The following is a 25,525-nucleotide window of genomic DNA, read 5'->3' on the forward strand; positions in this document are numbered from 1 at the left end:
GCTATATGGTAAGTTCGTTTTCCTGTTGTAACTGGTAGCCGTGTTGCAGCAGGCGCGACAGGGCAATAAGGCAAAGCCCAATAAAAACCGTTATAAGGCTGGCCTGCATGCTGAAAGACACATCTAACACCTCTTGTGTGGTGCCTCCTGCATTTTTTACAAGGGTTACCGTATGCAGGCGTGTAGCAATATACCAGTCTGAAAGCAGTAAGAACAGCTGCTCCAAAATTATGGCATTACCGGCATACAGTATGTTTTTTGCCAGTTTTTTACTGAACGAAAAATTTTCATGGAGCATTTTGGCCGACCTGTATATAAAGAACAGCACGATGAGGTTTTTTACCGGGTCGAAGAAATAGCGCAGCCACAACAGTATTTTAAAGCCAACGGAATCGGGGTTGACATACACCGCCCCGTCTGCACTGTCAGATACCGTCTGTACGGGGGTTGGCTCACCTCTCCGGCTTATAAAACGGTTGGTAATTATTTCTTTATGGTAACTGCTGTCGGTAAGTATGGTGTTTATTTCCTTACGCTCCGTTGCAGAAAGGCCATTGTGTATAACAACAGTGCCGGTTTCGGTACCCGATGGCCTGCTGTGGCTGTAGGGTATTATGGTGTCGCTTACGTTTTTCAGGTCCATGTTTACGGGTAAAAAGTAAGCGCTTGTGGGTTCTTTTGGCTCGCTGCCAAAGGTGTTGGCTATATTCTGGTAAACGATTGTGGCTATAAAGGCAAGGTACAGCCAAAATGCCACCCGGCTGAAATTGTATACCCTACCCAGGGCACGTTGTGTCGCTTTCATGGTGCTATAGGTTTATATGGTAAGTTCGTTTTCTTCAAGCAGGGTTTCGCCGCGCTCTGTCATATCGGCCATTACAAGAATAAATTTACCCATGGTATACAACGCAAGCATAGGGATTATTTCGGTGAAAACTGCCAGCATGTCTAACAATGCAAAGGCACCGAATGTACACATCAATACATATTTAATGAATGCAAACCGTACAATGCCGGTACCTGCCCGGTACAACCTGCGGGCATTATAATCTTCAAAAGCGCCATTTTTGGCAATACTTTTCAGCGCAAGCCTCAGGTTGTTTACATTGACAAACAAATATGCCATCGCCGCAGTATATGCCATAAAAAACAAACCGAGTGCAACACCAGAAGTTTTTTGCAATGGCGAAAATAGCCTGTTTATTAAGCCCTCGGCAAATGGAGGAATCTCATGAATGAGGCAGGCAAGGCCTGCAATAAGGCACATGGCAATGTATACAGAAAGGGGTATAAGTACTACCAGCAGCGCAGTAGTAACTACTTTTATATTGTATTTCATTTCTAAACGGGATTATACGGTTAGGTCGTTTTCTTCTTTCAGCTTGCGGGCCATCTCAAACACATCACCCAGTACCAGGAATAATAGCCCCAGTGCCGCTACAAAAATGGTTGCCGAGTTAATGTTGGCACTAAAGTGTACGGTTCCATCGGCGGCGGGTATAAGCAGGTGTGCAAACCATACCAGTATGCAGCCCCATATAACGTAGGTGCCTGTTTTGCGGAACAACGCTACCACTTTGGCATCAAAAAAACGATTCTTCTGGAATAATGCCAAAACCTGTTTAAGGCAGTACAGCGCATAGGCTTCGCAGGCAAAACCCGCAAGGGCAATAATCAGGTTGAAAAACCCAAAATGCAGGCCGTTACCCATATCCATTGTAGCTTTAAGCCCGGCAGGAATCCTGTCTGGCGCTATAAGATAAATGAGTGAAAAGGGTACGCCCAGGGCAATGGCTATAATGTCTGTTACAAAAAGGATAGATACAAGGAGTTTTAAAAAGTTAAGACGTTTCATAAGGTTTGTTTATTTAAATAATTTCGCGGTTTTCGTGTTCTATGCTTTCACCCTGTTGTATAAAATCGGCCACAACCATAAGCCCGATGCCTATAAGCAGGTTAGGTACTATAGAAGATAATGAGCCGGGGAACGTGTCCCATTTCATATAACCGGGTATATAACATATTGCGAGGTACAGTACCAGTGTAGTTATAACATTAAAAGCGAGGATATACCCCGTGGCTTTAAGCAGCCTGCGGCTTTTGGGGTTAAAATATCCTTTTATTAAAAAGAAATGCAGCGATAACCATAAAGTAACCAGGGCAGGTAACAAGGATAATGAAGATACAATCTCTACAATGCTTAACCGTTTTATCATTTCTAATTCGGGGAAATAGGCAAAACCTTCAAGACTGGTATAGGTTAAAACCATGAATAATATTTTGAAAGGTATATAAATACCCACCATTAAACGGATTATAGATATTTTAGCCATAGCTGTAAAAATTAAATGGTTAGTTGGTTTTCATCTTTCAGGTATTTGCCACGCAGTATAAAATCGGCCAGCACCATAAGCCCAATGCCTAAACAAAGGGGCAGCATGTTACTCCATCCTAAGATTATTGTTCCTATGGTTTGTTTAAAAGTAGCAGATGAAATGTACGTGTATAATGGACTTATTACTGCTTGGATTAAAAACAACCAGCCTGCCCATTTAAGCCCTTTAGCACTGCCGGTATTAAAATACCCGTATTTTATAAAGCGGTTAAGCGATAAAGCCACAAGGACAAGTGCGGGTATATCCAGGCTGTATGAAGCCAGTAACGATGCCAGTCTTCTTACTGGTATTTCTGATTCGGTTGTGGTGGTGCTTTGCTGCAACAAATAATCAACAAAATAATAGCCTATGTATAGCACATACCATGCTACAGCTGCTATAATAATAGCGTGGAGGATTTTTAACTTCTTCATGGTTGAAATGATTTTGTTTTCGACAAAGGTAAAATAATTATCGAAAAACAATAAAAAATATTTGAAAAAAAATATTTTTACGAAAAGTGTTAAACTTACACACGGGATGTTTATATTTGAAGTAATGGATACATTCCCTAAATCCCTTGCTGAAAAGCTGGCGCAGCGCGAAGCGGAAAACGCCCTGCGTACCCCCGGAAGCACCGGGAAGCTTACCGATTTTTCTTCTAACGATTACCTGGGGCTGGCCGCTTCGGAAGAGCTTTTTATTACTGCCCACGAACTCCTGGAGGGTATGGGTGTAAAGCAGAACGGTGCCACGGGATCACGCCTTATTAGCGGTAACCATGCCCTGTATGACGATGCCGAAAAAGCCATAGCCGAATACCATGATGCCGAAAGCGCACTGATATTCAACTCAGGGTACGATGCCAATTTGGGGTTTTTCAGCAGTGTGCCGCAAAAGGGCGATGTGGTTTTGTATGATGAGTTTATACACGCCAGCATACGCGACGGCCTTAGGCTTAGCGGTGCGGCCTCGTTTAAATTTGCTCATAACGACACGCAGGCGCTGTACCGCCTGGTAGAACGCCACCGCAGCAAGGCGCAGGAACTGTACATTGTTACCGAATCGGTTTTTAGTATGGACGGCGATACGCCAAACCTGGAGGCTTTTGCCGATGTTGCCGAACGCTACAAATGCCGCCTTATAGTAGATGAGGCGCATGCCATAGGGGTTTTTGGCCGCAGGGGAGAGGGGTTGTTGCAGGACTATGGACTGCAGCAGCGTGTGTTTGCTACTATAGTTACCTTTGGAAAGGCATTAGGTTGCCATGGGGCTGCCATACTGGGCAGTAAAGAACTTACTACCTATCTGGCCAACTTCGCGCGGAGTTTTGTTTATACTACGGCATTGCCGCCACACTCATTGGCCGCCATTATAAGCAGCTATAATATTATGCGTATGCACCCTGAAAGCCTTACAGGATTACAGCAGGCTATAACACATTTTAAATCGGAGGCAGAGCGTTGCCGCCTGCCGTTTATCCTCAGCTTTAGTGCCATACACTGTATTATTGTTCCGGGTAACGACCGTGCGCGAAAAATAGCGGGGCTGCTGCAACGTACGGGTTTTAGCGTAAAAGCCATACTGTCGCCCACGGTACCGGCAGGGCAGGAACGCTTGCGCATTTGCCTGCACAGCTTTAATACGACACGGCAAATTTCGGCACTTATGGATACGCTGACTAATGCGCTTCGTTATTCATAACCTCTTTTGCTTCTTTGTCGGCCTGTTTTTCAATTTCTTTTTCAGCTGGGGTGGCTTCGCCGTATCGCCGTTTGAACCAGTTGCTGTCTTCCTCGCCAAACAGGTAGGCATAAGGGCGCGTGTCGGGGCTTAGCTCAAAGAGTTTCTTCATTATGGCTATGGTAGGTATTATCAGTATCATACCCATAATGCCCCATATGGCGCCACCTACAAGCAGGCCTATAAACGTAACCAGTGCATTGAGGTTTACGTTACTTCCGGTGATTTTCGGGGTTAAAAATGAGCCTTCCAATATTTGTATGAGTGTAAAGGCAAATACTACTGCCAGGGGATAAAATACGCTGTCTTTAGTTACCAGTGCAAAGAAAAACGGCAGTACCGCACCCAGTGTGGGGCCTACGTAGGGGATGATGTTCAGCATGCCTGCCAATACTCCAAAGAATATGGCGTGCTCTATGCCCAGTGCAAACAGTACGGCAGTATTCACTATAGCCAGTATGCACATTACCTTACCCGCGCCCAGTATGTAGGCATGTACTATTTTACGGATGGAGGTAAGCTTTCGCAACAGAAAATCATTGTCCTGCTTACGGAATACCTTGGTAATGAACACAGCCAAATGGTCGCGGTATATCAGCAAAAAGAAGATGAAAACCGGCAGCAGCACTATGTCGCTCACAGTGCTTAGTGTATCTATAAGCATACGGGTAGGCTTGGCATTTTCGGCGCCTACCATTTCCACGGCTTTTTCTATTTCAAAACCGTTTGGCATGCCCAGGTCTACCCCAAAGGTATTTTTGCTCCAGGTGTTGGCTTCTATAACAAAGGTGTTTATTTTGCCCATAAGGCCGTCGCCCAAGTCATTGGTAAACCCTTTTACCTGTGTGTAAATCAGAAAAATAATACCGCCCAGTATGGTTACAAATACCAGCAGGCAGATAAATGCCGCCAGCGACCGCGGAACTTTAAACCGTTCCAGCCGGTTGCAGGTACTGGTAAGCAGCATGGCTATGTAACCCGAAATGAGCAGGGGTACCAGCAGCCCTTTTGCCATAATCATAAAAAATACAATCATGGTAATGAGCAGCATTATAGCCAGCGTACGCAGATAGGGTGGTAACCGCAGTTCCATAAATCAAAGTGTTAATTTCTTAGCAGATACACCAAAATTAGACAGAAATAACTTCGGGTTCTGGTAAGGATTTATTAAAGTATTGATAATACGGATGGGTGGTTTTTAACAGAATTGTGGGGGTGTCGGGAGGATGTATTTGTTACGTACCTTTGCAACATGCAGCCACAGTTTATAAAAGTAGCGTCGTTCCAGTACAGTGCCGAAGCACTTATCCTTAAGGGCAGGCTTGAAGCCGAAGGTATAGAGGTGTTCCTTAAAAATAATAACACCATAGATACCGATCCGTTGATGAGCAATGCCATGGGCGGTGTGCAGCTTTTTGTGCGTACCGAAGATGCCGAAAAGGCGCGGGAAGTGCTGCAAACCATATCGCGCTATGCGGTAGACAACAGTGGTAACCCCGTACATTGCCCCAACTGTAATGCTACAGAGGTAGAGGTAATGAGTACGGTACGTGACCGTAAGGGGTTTTTAGGTTTTTTGTTTGGTACGTTATTGCTGGGTACGCTTCCGCCATTTGTAAAGTACAAGTACCACTGCAACAACTGCGGCCATGAATTTGAGATGAAATAACGGCTTTACCATAGCTGTAAGAATACTTTATAATGAAACTATTTATTACCGGGATAGGTACCGATGTGGGTAAAACCATAGCAGCTGCCATAGTAACCCAGGCCCTGGAGGCCGACTACTGGAAACCCATACAGGCGGGCGACCTTGACAACTCCGACACCCATAAGGTGCAGCGTTACCTTAGAACTACCAAAACCATACTGCACCCTAATGCATACGCATTACATACCCCCGCCAGCCCGCACCTGGCTGCGGAGATAGACGGTGTTGCCATTTCACCTGAAAATATCATTGAACCGCATACCGAGAACGAGCACCTGGTTATAGAAGGGGCTGGCGGCATTTACGTGCCTATAAACAACACGCAGACCATAGCCGACCTGATTAAGCCCGACTATAAAGTGATTATAGTATCGCGCCATTACCTGGGCAGCATTAACCACACGCTGCTTACTGTGGAGGCGCTTAAAAGCCGTGGGCTAACCATAGCCGGTATTATTTTTAACGGTAATGAAAACCGAGCCAGCGAAAGTGTAATACTGAACATGACCGGACTGGACATGATAGGCCGCATACAGGATGAACCCTATTTTGATGCCAATGTAGTGGCCGAGTATGCAGATGAGTTCAGGGAGAGGTTATTTCAGATTTAAAAAAATTAAAGATTTAAAAATTGAAAAATTCAGAGATGAAGTCTCCCCCTTTGGGGGATGGGGGGCTCTGGCACCCGTATACACAGCATAAAACGGCGCTTCCTCCCATAAAAATTGTGAGGGGCGAAGGTGCCCTGCTTTGGGACGAAGACGGTAAGGAATATATAGATGCTATAGCCAGCTGGTGGGTAAACCCCTTCGGGCACAGCAATACATATATAGCCGATGCCATTTATAAGCAGCTTACCACGCTGGAGCACGTGCTTTTTGGCGGCTTTACGCACAACCCGGCACTACAGTTGGCCGAAAGGCTTCTGCAAATACTACCATCAAATCAAAAGAAGCTGTTTTTTAGCGATAACGGCAGTACGGCGGTTGAGGTGGCCATAAAGGCATCATTACAATACTTTTACAATAAGGGCGAAAAACGTACTAAAATCATAGCCCTGGCCGATGGTTTCCATGGCGATACCTTTGCGGCTATGGCGGCCAGCGGCATTTCGTTTTTTACGGAGGCATTCCGCGGTTCGCTGATTGAGGTTACGCGTATCCCGGTACCGGTTGCGGGGCAGGAGCAGGCCAGCCTTGATATGCTGAACCAGCTTTTGGCTACGGGTGAATATGCTGCATTTATTTTTGAACCCTTAGTACAGGGGGCAGCGGGCATGGTGATGTATGGCCCCGAAGTACTGGATAGCCTAATGGCAGCCTGCCGGGAACACGGTGTGTTTACTATAGCCGATGAGGTAATGACGGGCTTTGGCAAAACAGGAAAAATATTCGCGTGCGATTACCTTACGCAGCAACCCGATATGATGTGCCTTAGCAAGGCGCTTACGGGCGGTACCATCCCTATGGCGATAACCACCTTTACGCAGCAGATTTTCGACGGTTTTTATAGCGATGATATTAATAAGGCATTGTTCCACGGGCATACCTTTACGGCTAACCCTACCGGTTGCGCCGCCGCCCTTGCCAGCCTGGATTTGCTGCTCACCGATGATATGCAGGCCAACATCAACCGGGTAAATGCCCGCCACCGTGCCTTTATGGAAACGGTGCAACAGCACCCGCGTGTAAAAACTGCCCGTGTACTCGGGGTTATTGTGGCGCTGGAGATAAAGCGTGACGGTGCCGAGTCGTACTATGGTGATTTTCGCAATAAGCTGTACAAATTTTTCATAGAAAACGGTGTGATACTGCGCCCTGTGGGTAATATTGTATATGTGCTTACGCCTTATATCATTACTGACGAGCAACTGGACAGGGTGTATACGGTGATAGGGCAGGCGCTGGAAGAGGTGTTTTAAAAATGTACCAATTGTCTAATGTAGCACTGGCAAAATATTTAAATTTTTCAATCTTTCAATTTTGAGATTGTTGCCCGTATCTTTGCATAAATTTTTTACGGTATGAATACCGATACCATTTCTATACTTTCGGTGGGGTCTGTCTCACCACTGGGCGATACTGCGGCTGATGTTTGGCAACACTACCTTAGCGGCGGTGTATTGCTGAGGCCTTTGGCTGTAGCCAATAATACTGTTTTTGGCGGAAGCCTTGCCGAAAGCCTTTCTGCCAAAGCTGAGGCGCTAAAACAAAGCAACCCGAATTTCCGCAGTGTGGATAAGTCGGTACTGTATGCGGTGCTTGCTGCGCGCAGTGCTGCTGCACAGGCGGGCTGGGCAGAGGGTGATACCTTTGGCATTAACATAGGTTCCAGCCGTGGTGCTACCGACCTTTTTGAGCAGCATTATAACCAATACCTTACTACGGGCAAGGCGGCTGTACAGGCATCGCCGAGTACCACACTGGGCAATATAGCCAGCTGGGTAGCGCAGGATTTGAAACATAACGGACCCGAAATTTCGCATTCCATAACGTGCAGTACGGCGCTCCATGCGGTGCTTAACGGTGTTGCCTGGCTGAAGAGTGGCCTGAGCGATAAGTTCCTGGTGGGGGGGAGTGAGGCGCCGCTTACGGGTTTTACCATAGCGCAGATGCAGGCCATGAAAATTTACAGCCCGCTTACTAATGCCTATCCATGCCACGCGCTGGATATGGATAAGGAACTGAATACTATGGTGCTGGGCGAGGGTGCTGCTGTGGCCTGCCTTGAAGCAGGGTACAATCCCGATGCGCTGGGTTATATTGTAGGGATAGGCTATGCTACCGAAACGATAAAGCACGGGGCATCACTTAGTGATGATGCCGAGTGCCTGCAAAAAAGCATGAAAATGGCTTTGGCGGGAATGAACCCTGCTGAGGTAGATGCTGTAGTGATGCATGCGCCCGGAACCATAAAAGGTGACCTTGGAGAACTGAATGCCATTAAGGCTGTTTTTGGCGCAAGCCTGCCGCTGCTTACTACAAACAAATGGAAGATAGGGCACACCTTTGGTGCCAGTGGCCTGCTGAGTGTGGAAATGGCATTGCTGATGATGCAGCACAATACGTTTATAGCATCGCCATTTTACCCGCAGGAGCAGGACAGGGATATACGCAAAGTGCTTATTAATGCTGTGGGCTTTGGTGGCAATGCCGTGAGTATTTTAGTCAGTAAATAACATTTCAGGCTACGGTTTTAAAAGAAGCCTTTACACTATAAAAAGTAAGCCCCGCCAATATTGGCGGGGCTTCTCTTTTGGGTATGTTATTTTATAGCAACCGTTAGAATACGATTCGCTTGCTTACTTTTCCGTTTACGGTATCAATTTCCACAATAAGTACCTGCTGCTCTGCAGTAAGGTTGCTTATTTTCAGTTCGGTGTTGTTGATTCCGTTCTGGTTGTACAGCATACGTCCGCGGATGTCGTAGATGGTAACGTTGTTCATCATTGCGTTTCCGCTGTTGATGCCTATTACCTTACCTTCGGTGTATACAATAACCTTATTGGCATCCAGTACAGGGTTTTCTGTACCCAGGGCTTGTGTTGTATAGATTACATCAAAACGCCCTTCGAATGCACCCGCCTCACTGCTGAATGTGTAATCCAGTTGTGTAAGGTCGCGCACTATGCCTTCCTGGTTATCCCTCAGGTAAATTTTCTGTCCGTCTTCAAACAGCCCGTCTACGTGGTCAAGTGTTACGGTAAATGTACCGGCACTTGGCACGCTGAAGCCCATCGGTACTACATCGCTTACTTCAAAGCCCGGCCTTGCCTGTATGGTAAGAGGGGTTGTTTCGGCTACCGAGTAGATAGAAAGCGAGTTGCCATCGGTAAACTTGGTGGCATCAAAACCGTAGTCAAGTCCCAGTGTACCTTCTTCCATATAGGCTACCATGGTTTGGCTTGCAGTGCCGTTTTCGGCAGCGATGTTCAGCCACAGGCGTGAAGCGCTGCTTGCAGCCGACTTAAAGAAGGCTTGTGAAGCACCCGGTGCTGCACGGCGCATGGCGTTTGTAAAGGTTATAGCCCCCGACGTTACAGCAGCAGCATTTTTTACAAAGAAGCCCTGCGATGGCGCTATAGTCCAGTTGTTATAGGTGTTAACCCCTGAGAAGTACGAGCTCATGTCTACTACACCACCATCCTGCGGGTTCGCTACGTAACCAGCCTGGCTAAGTGTTGCGTATGATGAGTTGGCCGTATTGTTACGCTTCCTCCACAGGTAGATACCCGATGTGGTGTTAATCACGCTGTTGTTAGCAGTGAAGAAATCCGACAGGTTAATTGGCGACGGGTATGGGTTACCAGTTGCGGTAAACCTTTCAGCACCTGCGCTTATCGGGTAGGTTATGGTACCGTTGTTCGGTGCACCTGTAAACGTACCGTCGAAATAGTAGTTGTCGTTACCGGCTATGTATTCAGCAGGTGTTGTTACCTGGTCACCTGTAGTACCTACCACGTTTCCGCTCAGTACGTTTGGCATACGGATAAGGAAACCTTTAGCTGCTGTAAATGCAGTTGTTGTAGCTACCGGTGAGTAGGCACCTACACCTTCAGTAGTGTAAATGTACTCGTAGAAACGGTTGCTTGACGTTGCAGGCGAGAACTGTCCTACGGTCCATGTAGCTACCGGAGACGACCACAATGTGTAATCCAGCCTGAACAGTGGGTTACTTGTTTTGTGGAAGGTTATCTTACCGCTGTTAGCATCGGTTACGGTAGAGGCACCTTGTAGTAGTGCACCGTTGTTTTGTACCGTTAGCGTAGCTGCACTGTTTACAGCCAGTATGTTGTCTACACTTAGTGTAGCACCGCTGTTCACGGTTAGCGTAGTACCGGCACCCAGGGTAAGGTTGTGTACAGATACTGTACCTGTAGTAATTACAGGGTAGTATGTAGCTGTGCCTATGGTTACGTCATTTGCAGAAGTAGGTATTACACCTGCACACCAGTTAGAAGCCGTATTCCAGTTAGTACTGGTAGCACCTGTCCAGTTATAGCAAGGGGCTATAATGTTAATGGTGTAATCTTCTGTTTCGCCATAAGCTGTTGTAGCACATGGGCCGGATGCTGAGTAAGCTGAGTCTGAACCACCACGTACACGCATTACAGTACTGCCCAGCTGAGCAGTTGCAGGAACGGCAAATGTATAGGTTACAGTGGCACTGCCGGCTGCTGAGCTTGTAGCAACACCTATAACTTCTTCGCCTGTTTCAAAGATAAGGTTGCGGTTATAGTCTATCCATACAGCGCTGTACTGCGTGCCGTCTGTACCGAAGGTAAGTGCTATGGTATTACCGGCACTGCCCTGGGTAAGGTTAAAGGTTGTAGTATAAGTGCTGTAGTTTGTAGTACCGTTACTTGTAGAAGCATTAGTATAAGTGCCGCCTGTAGTATTTGTAGCTACTACGTTTGTTACCGTATCTATAGTGTTTACAGTAGTGGTAGCCGGTGTACAATAACCAGGGGTAAATGTAGCTGTAGACCAAGAGCTGTAATCGCCACCGCCACAGTTAGAACGTACATACAGGTAGTATGTAGTACCAAGCGTTGTAGGTGTTGTAAACGTAGGGCTGGTTACAGGAGTACCGCTGCCTGCAGGAGTGCCTGCTGTGGTAGACAGTACATACTCATATCCTACAGGAGTTGTGCCAGATATTGGCAGACTCCAGCTGAATGTACTGCTGGTGTAGCCATACGTTGCTACAAGCCCGGTAGGGGAGTAGCACGAAGGTGCAGGTAGTACGTTGATGGTGTAATCTTCATACTCGCCATTAGCAGCAGGGCCACAAGCGGTAATAACACCAGACCAGCTGTTAGCTACCCTCATACGGTAGTTACCCGCAGCCTGTGTAAGCGGTACGGTTATGGTTCCACTGTATCCGTTAGTAAAACCGTTAGTAGCTAATATTGTTTCGCCTGTATCGGCAAAATCAAGGTCGTTGTTCCAGTCTACCCATACATAGTAGTAGTGTGTACCTGTACTTGTAGCAATACTGTAGTTAAATGTGCCACCAGGTATCTGGCTTACGATTTGCGTAGCAGAGAAGTTGGCATAACCTGCCGCACCGGCAGTTGTAGTATTACTTATGTTAGTAGTACCGTTAGTGGTAGTTACATTAGTAATGTAGTAAGCCGTGTTGCCGGTAAGGCCGGTAGGTACACAGTAGCCTGTGTAGAAGCTGCCTGTTACATAACCAGAATCGCAGTTACCGTTGTTTGCCTTAACCCTGTAGTAATAGTTGGTTTGGCCGGTAAGGCTTGTAAGCGAAAGCGAAGTAGCGCTTATACCTGTAAACGGTGAGCCTGTAGCCGGGGTTGTAAAGGCGGCATCTGTATACAGTTCTACAGTGTAAGCTGTAGGTGCTGTAGCGCCATCGCCTGCCGATGAAAGGGTCCAGTTTATAGTAGCTGCCGTAAATGATGCTACAGTAGCCGACGTTGTACCCATAGCAGGGCAATCGCCTATTACTTTACCTGATACGGCAAAGATGTTTGCTACAGGAGTGTTTCCTGTTGCAGTTGTAGCAACGCTAAAGCTTGTTACGGTTTTACCTACGTTAGAAGGGTCAAGCGTAAGGGTAATCATGAATACTTTTGAAGCACCTGATTCCGGTGTGCCGGTAGCGCTGGCTGACCTGTTTACACGTCCTATACCGCTTATAAGGGCAGGTTGTGTAGTAGTTCCCGGGTCATACCAGTCTGTTAGGCTTATACCTGAAATGGTTTGTGTGGTACTGTCTGAGAAGTTAATGGTTACGTTTACGGTAGAAGCAAGGCTGCCCGATGTTACCGCAAGGTAAATGTCTGTAAACTTCATAGGTGTTGTAAGGGTTACGGTACCCGATGGGGTAGTGCCGTTTAGCCTTAACGAGTTGTTACCATTATAGTCTGGGATTATAAAGTTAAGACCAGATATAGTACTGCTTGTAAGCAACCTGTTTACAGGTAAACCGAATGTAGCAGCAGTAGCTGTACTTGAATTTTTATAATCAAGAGACATGTATGCATTGCTTACGCCGTCTACGTCGTTAGTGGTAGAAAGGTTAGCCAGGCCGGTACCGTTAGCAATTACGTCGGCGTTAAAGCCTGTAATGTCTATAGGGGTGTAGCTGTTTTGGGCTATGAAGCTTCCTGTGCCGTAGCCTGATTCGCATACGCCATCGGCAACAGCCTTAACCCTAAAGTAGTAAGTGGCATTGGCAGTAAGGCTTGAAAGCGCATACCTGATAGATGTTGTAGTAAATGGCGAACCGCTTATAGGGGTTGTGTAACCACTGTCTGTATACACCTCAAGGGTATAGCTAACGTTTGTGCCTACAACGCTGGCCCAGTTTATTGTGGCCTGGTTGTTTTTAATGTTGCTGGCGCCTGCCACCGGTGGTGTACCGATACAAGTAGACTTGTTAGAAGTATAGACAGCACCATATACAGGGCCTAAACAGGTGGCACCGCCGGTGTTGTATCCGTATACAAAGTAGTAGTAGTTAGTGCCTGATGAAAGGCCGGTATCATTAAACGTTAAAGCAGTACCGTTGTATAATACAGTACCTCCGCCAAGGCTGTTGCCTGCTGCATAAGAGGTATTGTTTACCGGCTGTGCTGTTAATGATGCAGCAGTGCTGCGTACTATAATATAACCTGTAGGTGCTGTAGCATCAGGAGTTATTGTACCCGCCATGCTTGTGCTTGTAGGTGTAAGCCCAAGGTCTGCAATAGCGTTTGGCGCTGTACACGGAGCCGGCTGCGATACTACTGTAAGTGAATAATCTTCATATTCACCATAAGGGGCAGGGCCGCAAGCAGTGATGGTGCCAGACCAGCTGCTGGCTACACGCATGCGGTAGGTGCCGTTTGGTGTACCTGCAGGTATAGCTATAGCGCCGCTGTAAGAGCCGGTGAAACCAGTTGTTGCAACCAATGTTTCGCCTGTGTCGGCAAAATCAAGGTCGTTGTTAAAATCTATCCATGTGTAGAAATAGTGTGTGCCTGAACTTGTAGAAAGCGCAATGTTAAACGAGCTTCCTGCATAGTGCGTTACACTTTGTGTAGCACTATAATTTGCATAGCCTACAGTAGCTGTACCTACAGTACTGCCGGTAGCGTTGCTTAGGTTGCTTAGTGCACCTGTAGTAACTACATTAGTAAGGTAGTAGCTTGTAGATGAGCTAAGTCCGGTTGGCAAACAGTAGCCATTATAGAAGCTTCCTGTAGAGTAGCCGGAATCACATATGCCGTTACCTGCTTTTACCCTGAAATAGTACGTGGTATTTGCAGATACACCACTAAATGTGTACGATGAACCGCTAAGGTTAGTAAACGGAGAACCTGATATAGGCGATGTAAATGCAGCGTCGGTAGCTACCTCTACGGTATAGGTTACTGCACTGGCAGCTGTACCGCCCGGGTTACCCAATACCCATTCTACAGTAGCGGTTGTAAAGCCCGGGTTACCGTGGCCTGCAGCTGTATTCATGGTAGGACAGTCGCCAATGGCTTTACCCGAAATAGCAAACATGTTAGCATAACCTTCGGCAGATGAGGTTTTCTTTAGCTGTACGCTCACTACCTTTTTGCCTTGGTTTGCTGCAAGGATTGGCACGGTTACCTGGAAAATTTTAAAGTTACCGGTATTTGCCGCACCACTGTCGCGAGATGCGCGGCCTATGTTACTGATAAGTGCCGGTACAGCAGTGGTACCTGCGCCAAACCAGTCTGTAAAGGTGGCCGTAGTAACAGGAGCCTGAGACGAGCCGTCTTCAAAGTTTACGGTTATTTCCATTGTAGGGCCGCCGCTGCCACCGGTTACCGCAAGGTAAATGTCGGTTAGCTTAGTAGGGGTTACAAAAGTAAGTAGCCCGGTTTCGTTTTGCGCGCCCAGTTTTAGTGAATTGTTAGAGTTGTAGTCGCCAAGGAAAAACTTAAGCCCCGTTGTAGCCGCACTGTTCATTACACGGTTTAGCGGAAGTGCATATGTTATGGCTGCATCACTAAGGTTCAGCTTATAGTCATTTGCCATATAGGCAAAGTTTGCGCCGGAGCCCACTGTAGGGTTATCTACAGCATTTGTTGTAGAGCTTGCTGCAGGGCCTACGCCGTTTGCAATAACGTCATAGTTATAACCGGCCACGTCTATTGGTGTATAGGTGTTTTCTGCCTTAAAAGTACCGGTTACCCAGGTGCCCGAAGTACAGTTAGCCGAGTTTACTTTTACCCTCCAGAAGTAGTCAGCATTTGCCACAAGGCTGCTTACATGGTATTGTAGGCCCGTAATGGCTGTAGATGAACTTACCAGTGTGCTGTATCCTGCATCTGAATAAAGCTGTGCATCATAGGTTACAGATTCTGAGCCACCGCCTATTGAAGATGTCCAGTTAAGGTTTGCCTGGTCGTTCTTTACGTTACTGGCACCTACCACAAGCGGGTCGGCCACACAGGTGGCTTTGTTGCCTGATATTGATGAGGTGCTGTATACAGGGCCTAAACAGCTTGTAAATGTGCTGTCGTAGTTATATGAAAATATAAAATAGTAGTAGTTAGTGTTAGGGTTTAATGCTGTAGCAGTAAACGTAGGGGCAGTGCCGCTGTATACTACTGTACCGCCACCTAAACTGGCTCCTGCACTATATGAGTTGTTGTTTACCGGTGAGGCACTAAGTGTAGATGATGTACTGCGTACTACAAGGTAACCTGTTGGGGTTGTAGCAGGGGCAGTTATAGTACCCACCATACTTGTAGAAGTAATAGTACCTATAGAAAAGTCAGTAGCAACAGTAGGTGTACTACATGCCGCTGGGGCTACCTGTATGGCAAACTGTACCTGTGCCAGTGTGGCGCTGTTGTAGCTTGTAGCCGTAGGAGGCGAAGCCGGAGCCGGGTTTGTACTATCGCTATAGTAGTAAATACTCCTGTTAGTCCCGGAGCCGTAAGACTGCCATGTAGCAGTACAGCTAAAACCGGCAACATTTTCGTCTACAGCTATAGCAAGGTTGCTGGTGCCGTCCCACACAAATGGTGTTACAAGCGGTATTTCTACCCAGCTTCCTGCACTCATTGCCGGCAGGGTGCCACTGTATACCTGCGTAAGGCTTGTACCCGGAATCCAGTCTGTAGTGCTGGTAAATGCAGCTTTGGTTGTATTGGCCATGTATACAACCCACTGGTTGTAGTTAGCCTGCGTAGCACCGTTAACCGTAGGCTTAAACCTTATTTTGGTGATAAGGTTACTTCCTGCAGATACCACAGCCGATATTTCGCTTGCAAGGTAAATTTGCTGCGAATAGTTATACCCGAAACAAGATTGTATTGGCAGGGCAGTAGATGTGCCTGCGCCGGCGCCCAACTGGTTAGGTGTAAGGGTGTAGAAGTTACTTGTAGTGCCATAGTAAGTGGTGCCACCGGTATTAGTAGCGTATGCACGGTAGTAGTACTGTGTACCATTGGCAAGGCTGGTAAGGCTGGCGTTAAATGTGCCGCCTGCAACACCGCTAAAACCGGTGCCGCTAACGCTTACGTTGCCACTGGCAAAAGTGCTCGATGTACTGTACTGTATGCCGTAATCTGATATAGGGCTACAGCCTGTTCCGCTTATGGTGGCGCCTGTTATGGCAGCCGATGTAAGTGTTACAGACCCGGTCGAACCGTTAGCGCTAATTGTAGGGGCAAGGTTAACCCCGGCGCCTGAGGCGGCAACGTTAACTGTTGTAGCTCCGGTACTGCTCAAAACAATGTTACCATTGTAGGTTTGTACTGCTGTAGGTGTAAATTTCACATAAACGGTTTGCGATACGCTGCCGCTTGCAGGGGTAAGCGTAAGTGTACTTGTATATGTACCGCCCGATGTGGTAGAGTAGGTGTAGCCATCCAGCGCGCCTACAGTAAGGTCTGTAGTTAGGGCTGCTGCCGATACCGTAAATGAGTTAGGCCCTACTGTAGTGTTAGGGCAATTGTTACCAAATGCAGTAAGCGCACCTGCGCTTATTGTTGGTGTGGTAATTGGGGTAAGTGTAAGCTGTACGTTTGGCCTGTTGTTAGTAACAGTTGTATTGCCGGTAGGGGCAGTAGTATCTGCCCGTACAAACATGTGCCTGCTGGTAGCGGTACTATACCTTACGGCGTTACCGCCTGTACCCATTCCGTTACCACTGCCGCCGTAGTTCGCTTCTACAAGCACTAAAAGGTTGTCAGATCCTGCCAGGTAGTTGTAAGGGGTGCTTAGTGTTACGCTATTCCAGCCTACTACCGGGGTAACAGAACCAGAATATACCTGGGTGGCGCCCGAAATGGTGTTAGCCCATGTAGCGGCACTTAAGGTGCTTGACGTAGTTGTTTTTAAGTATATAACAATGGGGCGTGTGCCGCCTGCGGTATTTGCATACCACGAAATTGTTGTTATACTTCCCGTAGTGCCTACTTCGGCTGCTGTGTAGAGTGAAGCTGAGCGCTCAAACCCATAATAGTTTCCAAGAGGATAAACCTGGGTGCTGGTTCCGGTACCTATCGTTACCTGGCCTAAGGCCGGTAGCGTGCACAGGGTTACTAATAAAAGCACTACCCAATAACGGGTACGCTCAAACAAAGTTCCGGATCCGGGGGATGACGATCCGGCACTACCCCGCAGCCTCGCCATTACTGTGGCGCGGGGGACATTCGCGTAATTTTTTTCCATTTGTACAAGATTTCAAGGTTATAAACTTAATTAATTTAACAATCCGTTAACGAGTCTTTAACATTATTAGGGAAATTTTTACTGAAATCGTTGTAATTAGTGATTAAAAATTACTTATTTATTTGAAATAACATTTTTAATGAAAATAATTCAATATTTTAATCTAATTTAAGAATTTAAAATAGCAATTTTATGTTAATATTTTGATTAAAAACCGTTTTGTTGGCATCGGGTTTGGACAAAATATTCCGGCTATGATTTATTTTTTAATTATAAATGCAGAAAGGCAGTGGGTTTTGCCCACTGCCTTTCAAATATTTGTAACAGTTGTTAGAAAATTATGACAATTTTATAACTTTTAGAACACGATTCGCTTGCTTACTTTTCCGTTTACGGTATCAATTTCCACAATAAGTACCTGCTGCTCTGCAGTAAGGTTGCTTATTTTCAGTTCGGTGTTGTTGATTCCGTTTTGGTTGTACAGCATACGCCCGCGTATGTCGTAGATGGTAACGTTGTTCATCATTGCGTTTCCGCTGTTGATGCCTATTACCTTACCTTCGGTGTATACAATAACCTTGTTGGCATCCGGTACAGGGTTGTCTGTACCCAGGGCTTGGGTTGTATAGATTACATCAAAACGCCCTTCAAATGCACCCGCCTCACTGCTGAATGTGTAATCCAGTTGTGTAAGGTCGCGCACTATGCCTTCCTGGTTATCCCTCAGGTAAATTTTCTGTCCGTCTTCAAACAGCCCGTCTACGTGGTCAAGGGTTACGGTAAATGTACCGGCACTTGGCACGCTGAAGCCCATCGGTACTACGTCGGTCACCTCAAAGCCCGGCCTTGCCTGTATGGTAAGAGGGGTTGTTTCGGCTACCGAGTAGATAGATAGCGAGTTGCCATCGGTAAACTTGGTGGCATCAAAACCGTAGTCAAGTCCCAGTGTACCTTCTTCCATATAAGCTACCATGGTTTGGCTTGCAGTGCCGTTTTCGGCAGCGATGTTCAGCCACAGGCGTGAAGCGCTGCTTGCAGCCGACTTAAAGAAGGCTTGTGAAGCACCCGGTGCTGCACGACGCATGGCGTTTGTAAAGGTTATAGAACCCGATGTTACGGCAGCTGCATTTTTTACAAAGAAGCCCTGCGATGGCGCTATAGTCCAGTTGGTATAGGTGTTAACCCCTGAGAAGTACGAGCTCATGTCTACTACACCACCATCCTGCGGGTTAGCTACGTAACCAGCCTGGCTTAGTGTTGCGTACGATGAGTTGGCCGTATTGTTACGCTTCCTCCACAGGTAGATACCCGATGTGGTATTAATCACGCTTCCGTTAGCGGTAAAGAAATCCGACAGGTTAATTGGCGACGGGTATGGGTTACCTGTTGCGGTAAACCTTTCAGCACCTGCACTTATAGGGTAGGTTATGGTACCGTTGTTCGGTGCACCTGTAAATGTACCGTCGAAATAGTAGTTGTCGCTGCCTGCTATGTATTCTGCAGGTGTTGTTACCTGGTCTCCTGTGGTACCTACCACGTTTCCGCTCAGTACGTTTGGCATACGGATAAGGAAACCTTTGGCCGCTGTAAATGCAGTTGTTGTAGCTACCGGTGAGTAAGCACCTACACCTTCAGTAGTGTAAATGTACTCGTAGAAACGGTTGCTTGACGTTGCAGGCGAGAACTGCCCTACGGTCCATGTAGCTACCGGAGACGACCACAATGTATAATCCAGCCTGAACAGTGGGTTACTTGTTTTGTGGAAGGTTATTTTACCGCTGTTAGCATCGGTTACTGTAGAGGCACCTTGTAGTAGTGCACCGTTGTTTTGTACCGTTAGGGTAGCTGCACTGTTAACATTAAGTGCGTTTTCTACGTTAAGCGTAGCACCTGTACTTACAGTTATTGCAGCTGTTCCCAGGGCTGTAAGGCTTGCGGCATTTGCTGTGCCTGAGCCTATTGCTACGGTTTTACCTGTAGGTACGGTTACACAGTTAGCAGCAGTTGGCACACCCGCAGGTTTCCAGTTTGTTGCAGTAAACCAGTCGCTGTCGGTACCCACATAGCGTTTAGAGTAGTTTTCTACTGTTGTAGTGCCCGTGTTAGTACAGCTGGCAGCTGTGGTAGCCGTAGCGGTGTATACCTGTGATCCGTTTGGCAAAGCATATACTGTTCCTGTTACACCTCCTGTATATGGAGTTGTAAGGGCAGTATCGGTATACAGGGCGGTGGCAGGAGCCCAGGTAATTGACTGGGCATCACCATAAACGCTGATGTTATCGAGCGCCCAGTAAAAAGCATATGCTGCATCATATTTAAACCTGATTTCTACACTGGCATTGCCTACATATGGTGTAAGGTCTACTGTTCGCTGCACAAAACCGGTAGATGTACCCGTATCAGTATTTATTGTAGCAATAGTGGTAAAGTTACCACCGTTAACTGACACCTGTACCTTACCGCTGTCGCCACTGTAATAGTTATAGTAGTGGTAGAAAGACAGCGTAGCATTTGAGTACCCAACTAAAGAGAATGCAGGCGATTTCAGGCGTGTATCTGTAGTACCACCACTACCTTGCGAGTCGCTGTTAGTCAAAACAAATTTACTGTTGTCGTTAGAATTAAAGGTCGTAGAACTATATACGTAACCGTTATCCCTTATGGTAAAGGCTGCATTTGCAAGGGTACCACCTGTAGAACTGTTGTTCCTGGTCCAGTTTGAGCCTAATACACCATCAGTATAGCCGTTTTCAAAATTAAGGCTTGCGGCAGTGGTTAAGGCTAAACCACCGGTAGCAGTAAGCTGTACATAATCTTGCGTACAGGCTGTAGCCCCGGCCGGCGAAACAGTTTGGGTTATAGTTATAGCTGTAGGTACAGCGTTTATTGTAGCGGTTACTGCTGTGCGGGTAAGGCTTTCGCAGGTACCGTTATAAGCTGCTACATAATAAGTAGTGGTAGCTGCTATAGAAGGTGTTGTAAGCGTTCCGAAATCACCATCGGTACTGTATGAAGTGTCCAGAAGTGTACCTCCCGTAGCAGCAGTATACAGGCGCAGCTGGGTAACTTCTGCATTTCCGGTAGCAGTAACGTCTACAGTACCGCTGCCACAACGTGAATTTCCTGTTACAGATGTTACAGTTACAGTACAGTTTTCTACAACGGTAAGGGTGTAGTCTTCTGTTTCGCCGTAGAATCCTGCTCCACATGGGTTAGATGGTGAGTTAGTGTCTGCGTCTACCATTATCCTCATCCTGTGGTTACCCAAGGTAGCCCCAACAGGTATAGGGAAGCTGGCTGTAACCGAAGTATATATATAAGAAGATGAAGTGTATACCCTTTCGGTAGTTTCAAAAACAAGGTTGTTGTTCCAGTCTACCCAGATAGATACGCCTGCCCCATAGTCTATTGCGTCAAGTGTAGCGGTAAAGTTAACTGTGCTGTTAGCAAGGCCGCTTACAAAGTTGCTGCTGCTGTAATTAGAGTAGCCTGTGGTATCGTAAGTAGAGGACTTGTTTATGTTTGTAAAGCCACCGGTTGTGGTGAAGTTACTAATATAAAAATTATAGAACTCACCCCAGTCCCAGTCTTCATATGTAGGGGAAGAGTTAGGCACGCAATATCCGGTGTAGAAGCTTGTGCCCGCCCAGTCGCTTTTTTCAGATACGCTACATGCAGAGCGCACCCACCAGTAATAAGTGGTGTCTGCAGTAAGCGAAGACAACGCAAACGTGGTTGTACTCGTGTCTGTAGTACCTATTGCTGCTGTTGCAGCTGTAGGTGCTACGCCGGTAGTATTATAGTATATCTCATATCCGTTAGCCGGAGCCGATGTAGAGGCCGTCCAGTTTAGTGTGCCGCTGTTAAAGCTTACCGGTAATGTATTCAGGCCGGTAGGTGGCAAACAGCTTGGCGGGGCCGAGATAACCATTTGCATTTGCGGGATATTGGCTGTAGGGCCGGAATATGTCATTGTTGCTGCACCCGGAGCTGCTGGGTCAGTGTTTGTATCGTCAGAATAATAAACCATTCCACGGTTAGAGCCTGCATTATAAGAAGCCCACGCTGTACCCGGAGAAGCATCATATCCGTTAGTGTTTTCATCTACACCAACTACGATGTTGCTGGTGCCGTCCCAAATGAATGGTGATGACAGGGTGATTTCTACCCAGCTGCCTGCTGTAAATGTAAGGTTGCCTGAGAATACCTGGGTCAGCCCGGTTGAAGCAACCCAGTTAGTATTAGAACTAAATGACGACTGGCTTGTATTACCCATAAATATCGTCCAGTTATTAGAGTTGCCTAATGCTGTAGTGGTATTCGTAGTATCACCGTTAGTGGTCGTGTTTGGCTTAAACCTTATTTTGGTAATATAGGTGTTGCCGGCTGTTGTTACTGCCGAAATTTCGCTGGCAAGGTAAATTTGCTGTGAGTAGCTGTATCCAAAAAAGCTGTACACAGGCAGGTATGTACTGGTACCTAAGCCCGAACCCAGCTGGTTAGGGCTTAGGGTAGCAAAGTTACCGGTAAGGTAAGCACTGTTACACGCGGTGTTGTTTGCCCTTACACGTACATAATATTGTGTAGACTGCGTAAGGCTGTTAAGGGTGTATGTTACTGCCGTACCTGCGTTAAACGGAGAGCCCGGTATGGCGGTAGTGTAAGCAGCATCGGTAAACACCTCAACGCTGTAGTTTATAGGTGCTGCCGATCCTCCTGCTGCCGATGCTGTCCATGAAACAGTGGCGCCGGTATACGACAGTGCCGAACTTGCAAAAACTGTTGGCGCGGCCACACAGGTAATGGCATTTGTAGTTACTGCCGTGGCGGCATACTTTGGCCCGCCGGTACAAGAACCGGTGTAGGCGGCATATACAAATACATAGTAGTGTGTATTAGAAGTAAGGCTACTTATAGTAGGTGTAAGCGATGTACCGCTGTATGCTACAGTACCACCGCCAAAAGCAGTACCTGCCGTGTAGTTTGTGCCATCTGTAGGGGTGGCGCTAAGCGATGTTGCCGTGCTGTAAATAACAAGGTAACCTGTAGGCGCTGTAGTAGGCGAAGCAGGTGCTGTTATGGTAAGTGGCAGTGTGGCTGCCGTAACGGTTCCTACCGCTACCGAAGCAGCAGCATCTGGGGTAGGGCATGGGCCGCCCGGTGCACCGTCAAATTCGTCGGCACCTATATCCGGGGCTGTACCGCCACCGTTTACAGCAGTAGGACCCGGCCTGCTTTGGCCATCTATATCGGTAGTAATGTTGGTTACAGAAGTTGCTGCACCGCCCGATTCCAGCAAGCTGCTTGAGGCTGCCGGTATGTGCAGGTCAGTAGCCGAAGTAAAGGCAGGCAGTACGCTCTTAGAGTTGGCATCAAGGCCTGTAGCGGCACCCTGCCAGTCGGCAAGGGAAGTCCTGTTAGTTGATGAATAATAACCTACATAGTTAGTAGTACCAGCCACTACATATAAGTCGTTATTGTCAAATGTATAGGTACCACTGCTCCTGTACACGGCATATTTGTTAACGCCTGTAAGGGCTGTGCCTGTATTAACAAAAATGTTATTCCTTGCTACTATGGTGCCGCTATCGGTATATAGTGCGGTACTTGAAGCGTTAGAAGCTGTAGATCCTGCAAGAGTAGAAGTTACATTAAGGTTTACCGAATTATGGTACAGGTTTACGGTTCCTGTAGCTGCATGTATACCACGGTTATATATGGTTGTGGCTGCATTTGGATTACCTTTTCCATGTGCATAACCGTATACAAAGTTGTTATATGCAGTTATGGTATTGCTACTTGCCGGTGCCAAATAAAGGCCGTAAAGGTATGTGGAATTATTGTTTCCTGTACCTACAGCACTCAGAGCGTGTACTTTGTTGTTATAAACGGTAGATGTTCCGTAAGTACTTAAAAAGTAAATACCGTAAACAATACCGCTGTTACCGGTTGCCGTAAGGTTTTGTATGTCGTTATTAAATACCTTGGCACCGCTTTGGTAATAGGCGTAAATACCGTAAACAGAGTTACTGCCGTTTCCTATATCATTGGCGGTAGCCGCCGCACCTATGGTGTTAAATGTAGCGGCTGATGTGGTGCCTACTTCTGCACCAAGGTCTAAATATGTAGTGCTGCCCCCATTAAGGTAAACGCCGACATAAGAGTTGGTAATGGTAAAGTTGTAGTATTTGTTATACGAGTTAGCACCCGCAGCACTGCTTGGTGTAGCGTTTGTAGCTTGGTAAATACCCCTTGTAGAAGTGTTTGTCCTGTTCAGGGTAATAGTGGTGTTTTTAATGGTGTTGTACTGCGCACCGTTAGTTGCAGTTGCGTTGGTTATATAGTAACCGTAGTTTACAACAGTTGTGCCGTTAAAGGTGACATCTATACCGTCAAACGTTATGTAGTCACCACCACTGATACGTATACCGGCCAATGTTGTAGAGGCCGTGGTAGGTGTAACAACCGGGTTAGCCCCGGCGCCTGATTTCTGGAAAAAGATACCGTTAGCAGCGGTGCCGCTTGCGGTTATCGCCGGTACGTTTTCGGTAAAGGTTTGCCCTGCCGATACGTTAAAGGTTACGGTGCCAAGTGTACATGCACCCAGCGTGTTAAGGTAATTTACAGCATCTGTAAACGAGGCAAAGTTAGTGCCGCCTGTAGCGCTGCCACTGTTAATGGTAAAGGTAAGGTTACCGGTAGGGCAGGTAGCAGTAGTTTGGCTGCCAGATGCGTAAGTGCTGCTCAGTTTACCTTCGCTCAAAGAATATACCCTCCAGTAATAGGTGGTGCCGGGCGTAAGGTTTGTGGCAGTGTAGGTTGTAGCTCCTGCAGCGCTGGTACCACTAAAGGTAAATGTGCTGTTATCTGTAGATGCAAAAACAGCATAGCGTACAACACCCGTAGTAGGGGAAGCAGCTGTCCAGTTAAGGGTGGTAGCGCTTACCGTTGTGCCCGAAAAAGCAAGGGCGGTAGGTGCCGCAAGCGTAGTAGCTATAGTGTTACCTGCGTTTCCGGGAGGGTTAAACCTGAAGAAACGGCGGCTGCCATCGGCAGCACTGTTAAGGTTAGCCATGTTTGATGATGCCGTGAACGAAGTGGTTGTCCAGGTTGTATTTGCTGCAAATGCAGGTGTGGCGCTAATTGTTGCAACCCTTGCAGATGTAGTTGATGTAGAGCCTGAACTTATTGCTACAGACCTTGAACTAGCTGATGTACTCATATTGTACATACCTCCGTATACATATTCTACAATACCGGTGGTTTCATATAACCTGGCCTGTAAGCGGCTGTATGTGCCGCCCGATGTTTCGGAGGTGGAGTAAGGAATACGCAGGCCGTTCCATTCTACTACCAAAACCCTGTTTGGCGCCGAGCCAAATACGGCATATTTTACAGTACCCGCATTTTGTAAGGAATTGTCGCCTGTAATCGGGGCAAGTAGCGGTATAGAAGAATCAGGTGTAGTGTAGGCGCCGCCTGCAATTACTGTACTTCCTAATGCCAACTGACCATTAGAGTTGATACTGAACTGGGTATAACGTGCACCCATAAAGTAAAAATCAAAACCAATATTGGTTACCGGTGATGCGTTATCGTCATTGATAATCCCGGTAGTTAAAAGGTCTGTACCCGAAGCAAGGTTTATGGCGTTGCTGTTCATATCTGCAGCCAGTGAACCGTCAGTATTGGTAGACCAGGTGTAGTTAGTAATGTTTTGCGCCATAAGGCTGTTGCCCATAAGTGAGATAAGGGCAATGAATAAGTACGCTAAATAATTGGTAAAACTGTCTTTTGCCGAAGCAGGGTAAGACAGGGGGAATGAAGATGCTACGGGGAGCACAAGCCTGGTTTTGAGTTTACTCAATAATCCGTTTCCGGACCGTTTTAACTCACATAGATTTTGCCCAGAAGTCTGGTCTTCTGTACAAGGTGTGTAATTTTCTATCATCTATTTTTTCGTTAAGCAAACAAAAATAGATATTTAACAAACGCATGGAGTTTTGTGATGTATTTTTATGTTTTTA

At 46.8% G+C, this 25,525-nt stretch carries 13 protein-coding genes; 5 read left to right on the forward strand and 8 right to left on the reverse strand.

All coding sequences use genetic code 11. The features are described from left to right. Nucleotide 1 precedes the first annotated feature (1 nt). The 5 genes from ACZIX4_RS06690 to ACZIX4_RS06710 all read right to left on the reverse strand — a co-directional run bounded on the left by ACZIX4_RS06690 (nt 2) and on the right by ACZIX4_RS06710 (nt 2,809). Entirely contained in the window at nt 2–805 is an 804-nt protein-coding gene (locus ACZIX4_RS06690; protein WP_463334842.1) for a DUF2975 domain-containing protein, read from the reverse strand. 12 nt (nt 806–817) lie between these two features. After that, nucleotides 818–1,339 (reverse strand): DUF2975 domain-containing protein, encoded by a 522-nt coding sequence (locus tag ACZIX4_RS06695; RefSeq protein ID WP_463334843.1) that lies wholly within the window; start codon nt 1,337–1,339, stop codon nt 818–820. Nucleotides 1,340–1,351: 12 nt separating this feature from the next. Continuing rightward, nucleotides 1,352–1,855, reverse strand: coding sequence for a DUF2975 domain-containing protein (locus ACZIX4_RS06700; RefSeq protein ID WP_463334844.1), 504 nt, complete (start codon nt 1,853–1,855; stop codon nt 1,352–1,354). A 13-nt stretch (nt 1,856–1,868) separates the two neighbouring features. Further along, complete coding sequence (locus tag ACZIX4_RS06705) at nt 1,869–2,270, reverse strand: hypothetical protein (protein ID WP_463334845.1); 402 nt, start codon at nt 2,268–2,270, stop codon at nt 1,869–1,871. A 74-nt stretch (nt 2,271–2,344) separates the two neighbouring features. Further along, nucleotides 2,345–2,809 carry a hypothetical protein gene (locus ACZIX4_RS06710; protein WP_463334846.1) on the reverse strand — a complete coding sequence of 155 codons (465 nt, stop codon included), beginning with the start codon at nt 2,807–2,809 and terminating at the stop codon, nt 2,345–2,347. A 106-nt stretch (nt 2,810–2,915) separates the two neighbouring features. Here ACZIX4_RS06710 and ACZIX4_RS06715 point away from each other — a divergent pair, with 106 nt between their 5' ends. Continuing rightward, nucleotides 2,916–4,079 carry an aminotransferase class I/II-fold pyridoxal phosphate-dependent enzyme gene (locus ACZIX4_RS06715; RefSeq protein WP_463334847.1) on the forward strand — a complete coding sequence of 388 codons (1,164 nt, stop codon included), beginning with the start codon at nt 2,916–2,918 and terminating at the stop codon, nt 4,077–4,079. Here the strand turns inward: ACZIX4_RS06715 and ACZIX4_RS06720 are convergent. After that, complete coding sequence (locus ACZIX4_RS06720; RefSeq protein ID WP_463334848.1) at nt 4,057–5,211, reverse strand: AI-2E family transporter; 1,155 nt, start codon at nt 5,209–5,211, stop codon at nt 4,057–4,059. The genes ACZIX4_RS06715 and ACZIX4_RS06720 overlap by 23 nt on opposite strands. 159 nt (nt 5,212–5,370) lie before the next feature. Here ACZIX4_RS06720 and ACZIX4_RS06725 point away from each other — a divergent pair, with 159 nt between their 5' ends. The 4 genes from ACZIX4_RS06725 (at nt 5,371) to ACZIX4_RS06740 (ending at nt 9,007) form a co-directional block, all read left to right on the forward strand. Next, the gene (locus ACZIX4_RS06725; protein WP_463334849.1) at nt 5,371–5,787 is read left to right on the forward strand and encodes a putative signal transducing protein; all 417 of its coding nucleotides are present in this window, start codon (nt 5,371–5,373) and stop codon (nt 5,785–5,787) included. A gap of 32 nt (nt 5,788–5,819) precedes the next feature. Beyond that, nucleotides 5,820–6,440: a dethiobiotin synthase gene (gene bioD / locus ACZIX4_RS06730; protein ID WP_463334850.1), complete on the forward strand. Its 621-nt coding sequence runs from the start codon at nt 5,820–5,822 to the stop codon at nt 6,438–6,440. 35 nt (nt 6,441–6,475) lie between these two features. Beyond that, nucleotides 6,476–7,750 (forward strand): adenosylmethionine--8-amino-7-oxononanoate transaminase, encoded by a 1,275-nt coding sequence (gene bioA / locus ACZIX4_RS06735; protein WP_463334851.1) that lies wholly within the window; start codon nt 6,476–6,478, stop codon nt 7,748–7,750. A gap of 102 nt (nt 7,751–7,852) precedes the next feature. Further along, nucleotides 7,853–9,007: a beta-ketoacyl synthase N-terminal-like domain-containing protein gene (locus tag ACZIX4_RS06740; protein ID WP_463334852.1), complete on the forward strand. Its 1,155-nt coding sequence runs from the start codon at nt 7,853–7,855 to the stop codon at nt 9,005–9,007. A gap of 103 nt (nt 9,008–9,110) precedes the next feature. On the opposite strand, the gene ACZIX4_RS06745 is transcribed toward ACZIX4_RS06740, so the two are convergent. Next, a complete protein-coding gene (locus ACZIX4_RS06745; protein ID WP_463334853.1) occupies nt 9,111–17,498 on the reverse strand; it encodes a GEVED domain-containing protein in 8,388 nt (2,795 codons plus the stop codon). Nucleotides 17,499–17,856: 358 nt separating this feature from the next. Continuing rightward, nucleotides 17,857–25,341: a fibronectin type III domain-containing protein gene (locus tag ACZIX4_RS06750; RefSeq protein WP_463334854.1), complete on the reverse strand. Its 7,485-nt coding sequence runs from the start codon at nt 25,339–25,341 to the stop codon at nt 17,857–17,859. Between the last annotated feature and the right edge of the window lie 184 nt (nt 25,342–25,525).

Source organism: Flavobacterium niveum (assembly GCF_055231775.1).